Below are 6,146 nucleotides of genomic sequence, written 5' to 3' on the forward strand. Positions count from 1 at the left end.
TCGTAAGGAAGCAGAAAAAAGCACAGAACCGTGTCCGAAACTCTGCTGAAAAATAAAGAACAAAGGAGTATGATTATGAATCTTTCACCACTTCAGAAAGCAAGATATGAGTATGTTCCGAAGCTTCCGGGAATGCTCAGAAATGGTATCTCTGAGATCGCAGTTAAAGAAGGAGAAGCTACCACCAGCGTGGCAGATCAGGAGAAGATCAAAGCGCTTTTCCCGAATACCTATGGAGAGCCGGAGGTTACTTTTGAAAAAGGCCAGAACACCTCTGCTGCCAAGAAGCAGGTCGTTGGCGTGATCCTTTCCGGCGGACAGGCGCCTGGCGGACACAATGTAGTGTGCGGTCTGTATGACGCGCTGAAGGCAACCAACAAAGAGAACGTTCTGATTGGCTTCAAGGGCGGCCCCAGCGGACTGATTGAAGACAAGTTCATCGTTTTCGATGATGAGTATATTGACCAGTACAGAAATACCGGCGGATTTGACATCATCGGTTCCGGAAGAACCAAGCTGGAGACAGAGGAGCAGTTTGCCATTGCCACAGAAGTGTGCAAGAAGCACGGCATCACCGCTATCGTGATCATCGGCGGCGACGATTCCAATACCAATGCCTGCGTGCTTGCCGAGTACATGGCGGCTCATAAGACCGGCGTACAGGTAATCGGATGCCCGAAGACCATCGACGGCGATCTGAAGAATGAGGATATCGAGATCTCCTTTGGTTTTGATACAGCTACCAAGACTTACAGCGAGATGATTGGAAATATTGAGAGAGACTGTAATTCTGCAAAGAAATACTGGCATTTCATCAAGGTGATGGGACGTTCCGCTTCCCACGTTGCTCTGGAGTGCGCTCTGGAGTGCCAGCCGAACATCTGCCTGATTTCTGAGGAAGTAAAAGCGAAGAAGCAGTCCCTGTCTGAGATCGCGGATTATATCGCGGACGCGGTAGAGAAGAGAGCAGCCAATGGAAACAACTTTGGTGTAGTTGTGATTCCGGAGGGCGTAGTTGAGTTCGTTCCGGAGTTCTCCGCTCTGATCAGCGAGATCAACGAGCTTCTCGCGGGCAGCAAGGCGGATGCGTTCAATGCGCTTCCGAGCTGGGAAGAGAAGTATACCTTCATCGAGAAAGGTCTTTCCAAGGAGTCTATGGCTGTATTTGCAATCCTTCCCCAGGCGATTCAGCAGCAGCTGTTCCTGGAGAGAGACCCGCACGGAAACGTACAGGTTTCTCTGATCGAGTCTGAGAAACTGTTTGCCGCTCTGGTAGGCGACAAGCTGAAAGAAAGAAAGGCCGCAGGCACCTACACCGGCAAGTATTCCGTACAGACCCACTTCTTCGGTTATGAAGGAAGATGCGCATTCCCGTCCAACTTTGACGCTGACTACTGCTATTCTCTTGGATACAATGCATTCATGCTGATTCAGTACGGCTATAATGGATATCTTTCCAAGGTTTCCAATCTTTCCAAGCCGGCTGAGGAGTGGGTTGCAGGCGGTATGCCCATCACCAAGATGATGAACATTGAGAGAAGACACGGCGAGGACAAGCCGGTTATCCGGAAAGCTCTTGTTGACCTGGAAGGAAAGCCGTTCAAATATTTTGAGGCACACAGAGATGAGTGGTCAGTGGAAACCTGCTACACCTTCCCGGGCGCTATCCAGTATTACGGACCGGCAGAGGTATGCGATCTTACTACGAGAACGCTTGCTCTGGAGAAAGCTGAATAAATAATCTGACTGCAGAAGTCATGTATTACATGTATTAAATGAAGAGACAGTCCTGTAAAATTCGGGTTTTCAGAATCCTGAATGTTTGCAGGGCTGTTTCTTTTTTGGCTTCTTATTTAAGCTGGCCTGTAGAGCGGAAACTTCGGATTTCCGGACTTTCAAATGGCATGCAATTATGTTATTTTTCTTTAATTGTATAAAATGCGAAAAAATTTATCATTTAAATTACAAATTTTCATGATATTCCCTCTTTACATGCAGAAAAAGGAATGTTAATATATTAACGAAGATGTTAATTAATTAACAAATACAGGAAACAGAGAGTCAGCCTGTATCCGGACGCGGCAGACGGCAGACCAGAAATTCAGACAGTTAAGGAGGGTTCGTATGAGCAGACAGGAAGAGAAGATGCAGGCAGAGAAGATGCATGCAGTTCCGGTTTCGGAGAAATCGAAAGAGATGACGGATGTGGAACGGCTGCAGCAGAAGATTGCCCGGATGCGGGAGGCGCAGAAAGCTTTTGCTGCATTTACACAGGAGCAGGTAGATAAAATCTTTTTCGAGGCAGCTATGGCGGCCAATAAGCAGCGTATTCCGCTTGCAAAGATGGCGGTGGAAGAGACTGGCATGGGCGTTGTGGAAGACAAGGTTATCAAAAATCACTATGCAGCCGAGTACATTTACAACTCCTATAAGAATGTGAAAACCTGCGGCGTGATTGAAGAGGACGCTTCCTATGGCATTAAGAAGATTGCGGAGCCTATGGGCCTGGTGGGAGCAATTATTCCGACCACGAATCCGACCTCGACGGCGATTTTCAAATGCCTGATCTGCCTGAAGACGAGAAACGCGATCCTCATCAGCCCCCATCCACGGGCGAAAAAATGCACGACGGAAGCGGCCCGCATTGTGCGCGAGGCGGCGGAGGCGGCAGGAGCGCCCAAGGGTCTGATTGACTGTATTGAAAATCCGACTCTGGAGCTGTCCAATGAGCTGATGCGTTCTGCGGATGTGATTCTGGCTACCGGAGGCCCGGGCATGGTGAAGGCAGCTTATTCCTCCGGAAAACCGGCCATTGGCGTAGGCCCGGGAAATACGCCTGTCATCATGGACAGCAGCTGCGATATTCAGCTGGCCGTGTATTCCGTAATTCATTCCAAGACCTTTGACAATGGTATGATTTGCGCTTCTGAGCAGTCTGTGACAGCGATAGAAGATATTTATGATAAGGTGTGCGCAGAGTTCGTAAAGCGCGGATGCCATATCCTGAACGAAGAAGAGATGGCGAAGATGCGCGCGATCATTTTGACAGAGGCAGGGACGGTGAACCCGAAGATTGTCGGCCAGCCTGCATACAAAATCGCACAGATCGCAGGCTTTGAAGTGCCGAAGGATACCAAGATTCTGATTGGCGAGGTGACTTCCGTAGATAGTTCCGAACCCTTCGCCCATGAGAAACTTTCTCCGGTGCTGGCCCTTTATAAGGCGAAAGATTTTGAGACGGCTCTTGAAATGTCCGAACGGCTGATTGAGGACGGCGGCTACGGCCATACTTCCTCTCTCTACATCCATCCCTCTGAGACGGAGAAGATGGCGCAGCACGCGGCCAGGATGAAGACCTGCCGTATTCTGGTGAATACGCCTTCCTCCCAGGGCGGAATCGGTGACCTGTACAATTTCAAACTGGCGCCCTCCCTGACGCTGGGCTGCGGTTCCTACGGCGGCAACTCCGTATCCGAAAATGTAAACGTAAAACATTTGCTCAATATTAAGACCGTTGCGGAAAGGAGAGAGAACATGCTCTGGTTCAGAACGCCTCAGAAGGTATACTTTAAGAAAGGCTGCCTGCCGGTGGCTCTGGATGAGCTGAAGACCTACTATCATAAGAAGAAAGCCTTTATCGTAACGGACAGTTTCCTTTACAGCAGCGGACACACGAAACCGATTACCGACAAGCTGGATGAGATGGGCATTACCTACGCCTGCTTCTATGAGGTGGCTCCCGATCCGACGCTGCAGTGCGCGCAGAAAGGCGTAGAACAGATCAAGGCGTTCCAGCCGGATGTGATCATTGCTCTGGGCGGCGGTTCCGCGATGGACGCCGGAAAAATCATGTGGCTTATGTACGAGCATCCAGAGTGCAGATTTGAGGATCTGGCCATGGACTTTATGGATATCCGCAAAAGAGTTTACGTGTTCCCGAAGATGGGAGAAAAGGCCATGTTTGTAGCGGTTCCCACATCCTCCGGTACAGGCTCTGAAGTGACGCCCTTTGCGATTATTACGGACGCTGAGACTGGAACCAAGTGGCCCATCGCAGACTATGAGCTGATGCCGAATATGGCAATCATAGATACGGATTATATGATGACCCAGCCCAAGGGCCTGACCAGCGCTTCCGGTATCGACGCGCTGACCCATTCCCTGGAGGCTTATGTATCCATCATGGCTACGGATTTTTCCGACGGTATGGCGCTGAAGGCGGTTAAAAATATCTTTGAATATCTGCCCCGCTGCTATGACAACGGACCGAACGATCCGGAGGCCAGAGAGAAGATGGCAAACGCTTCCACAATGGCAGGCATGGCCTTTGCCAACGCCTTCCTGGGCGTGTGCCATTCCATGGCGCACAAGCTGGGCGCATACCATCATCTGCCCCACGGCGTCGCCAACGCTCTGCTGATTGAGCTTGTCATGCGCTACAACGCAGACCCGGCGCCCGTGAAAATGGGAACCTTCTCCCAGTATCCGTATCCCCACGCAAAAGAGCGCTACTGTGAGATGGCTCGCTTTGCCGGTATCACCGGAAAGGATGATGATGAAGTATTCGAGAACTTCATCAAGGCCATCGCAGAGCTGAAAGAGAAGGTAGGCATCAAGAGGACCATTAAGGATTACGGCGTCAAGGAAGAGGATTTCCTGGCAACTCTGGATGAAATGGTGGAGAACGCCTTCAACGACCAGTGTACCGGCGCGAACCCGAGATATCCGCTGATGTCCGAGATAAAAGAGCTTTATCTGAAAGCTTATTATGGAGAATAAGCAGAGAGAATAAGCAGAGAGAATAAGCAGAGAGAATAAGCAGAGAGAATAAGCAGTTCCGGCAATGATATGATATATGAAAAAGCAGGCCTTTCCCGCGCTTTGCAAAGCGCGGAGGAGGCCTGCTTTTTTGGAGCTGTGCCCTATTTACCCTTCGGGGGTGTGCAAACGGCGATTTATATTCGTTTAATATTAAAAAATTAATGATAAACATTAAAACCCAATTGACAAAGCAGTACACACAGGCGATAATGAAAATATAAAACAGGGCGTGCATCAACAATCAATCCCCTTAATTGACCGAATATGCCTTTGTCAATTAGGGGTAGGAAACAGTCAACAGGAAATATGGAAAGGAAGAATAACAGGTGCAGAAGGAGGGGGAGGCCATGGAAAAAATGAAGAAAATGAAAAAAGCTGCGGGAGAGCTTGCGCAGCTTGCCAAAATCGGGGAGGTAATGTGGTTTGGCGCCGGATGTCTGATGGTTCTTGCGGCGCTGAATGTCTGCTTTTTTGAACCGAATATATTAAGCGGGGAGCCTGTTACGCTTTCTCTGGGAAGCGTAAAGGTAGACGTCTGGGGAGCCGATTTTCTGCCGCCCGGCTTATCCAAGGTAAATTTTCTTGTCAGAGCGCTTATGTTTTGCGTGCTTTGTTTTCTGGTAATATACGCTGCGAAAATTGCAAGAAAAATCCTGCTTCCGATGAAGGAAGGGCTGCCTTTTGACGAGAGTGTATATAAGAATTTCAGAAAGCTGGGAGTTTTTACTCTTATCGGGGGAGGGCTGATTTCGGCTGGCCGGGTGTTGATAGATACCATGTCCTACCGGGCTTATGAGGTGCAGAATCTGTTTATCCGTGATAAGATTATCGAGTGCAGGCTGGAGCCCCGGATAGATTTGGGATTTATACTGATAGCTCTTGTATTTTTCCTGATGTCTTATATATTCCGGTACGGCGCAGAACTTCAGAAGCAGTCCGACGAAACCCTGTAAGGAGGAAAAAGATGCCTATTATCCTTCGACTGGATCGGGTGATGGCCGATCGGAAAATGTCTTTGAATGAATTATCAGAAAAGGTCGGCGTCGCCAACGTGAATCTGTCAAAGCTGAAAAACGGACACGTCAGCGCCATCCGTTTTTCCACGCTGGAGGCGATCTGTGACGTTCTGGACTGTCAGCCTGGAGATATTCTGGAATACAGGCGGGAATAAGCTCCCAGTCTGTCCAATTATGATGAGGGGATTATAAGATTGAAAATGAGAAGTAGAGGATATTCATTATCTTTGGCACACGACAAATAAGCCATCTTTCGGTGGCTGCTTTAAAAATTGAATATTGAGAATGTTAAGGTTATGCAGTTGCTGA

4 protein-coding genes are annotated in these 6,146 nt (G+C 49.0%); all 4 read left to right on the forward strand.

The window, feature by feature from the left end:
- Positions 1-75: 75 nt before the first annotated feature.
- The 4 genes from B5E82_RS14180 to B5E82_RS14195 all read left to right on the forward strand — a co-directional run bounded on the left by B5E82_RS14180 (position 76) and on the right by B5E82_RS14195 (position 5,992).
- A complete protein-coding gene (locus B5E82_RS14180) occupies positions 76-1,737 on the forward strand; it encodes a diphosphate--fructose-6-phosphate 1-phosphotransferase (RefSeq protein WP_087308201.1) in 1,662 nt (553 codons plus the stop codon).
- A gap of 408 nt (positions 1,738-2,145) precedes the next feature.
- Positions 2,146-4,779 carry a bifunctional acetaldehyde-CoA/alcohol dehydrogenase gene (gene adhE, locus B5E82_RS14185; RefSeq protein WP_442911313.1) on the forward strand — a complete coding sequence of 878 codons (2,634 nt, stop codon included), beginning with the start codon at positions 2,146-2,148 and terminating at the stop codon, positions 4,777-4,779.
- A 389-nt stretch (positions 4,780-5,168) separates the two neighbouring features.
- Positions 5,169-5,774: a DUF2975 domain-containing protein gene (locus tag B5E82_RS14190; RefSeq protein WP_140393153.1), complete on the forward strand. Its 606-nt coding sequence runs from the start codon at positions 5,169-5,171 to the stop codon at positions 5,772-5,774.
- A gap of 11 nt (positions 5,775-5,785) precedes the next feature.
- On the forward strand, positions 5,786-5,992 hold the full coding sequence (locus tag B5E82_RS14195) for a helix-turn-helix domain-containing protein (RefSeq protein ID WP_087308204.1): 207 nt from the start codon (positions 5,786-5,788) through the stop codon (positions 5,990-5,992).
- The last annotated feature ends 154 nt before the right edge of the window (positions 5,993-6,146 follow it).

The sequence above is a fragment of the Lachnoclostridium sp. An138 genome, assembly GCF_002160765.1.
Classification (GTDB): domain Bacteria; phylum Bacillota; class Clostridia; order Lachnospirales; family Lachnospiraceae; genus Laedolimicola; species Laedolimicola faecalis.

Coding starts and splice junctions, on each gene's coding strand:
- B5E82_RS14180 (WP_087308201.1), top strand. CDS start 76: ATGAATCTTTCACCACTTCAGAAAGCAAGATATGAGTATGTTCCGAAG.
- adhE (WP_442911313.1), top strand. CDS start 2,146: ATGCAGGCAGAGAAGATGCATGCAGTTCCGGTTTCGGAGAAATCGAAA.
- B5E82_RS14190 (WP_140393153.1), top strand. CDS start 5,169: ATGGAAAAAATGAAGAAAATGAAAAAAGCTGCGGGAGAGCTTGCGCAG.
- B5E82_RS14195 (WP_087308204.1), top strand. CDS start 5,786: ATGCCTATTATCCTTCGACTGGATCGGGTGATGGCCGATCGGAAAATG.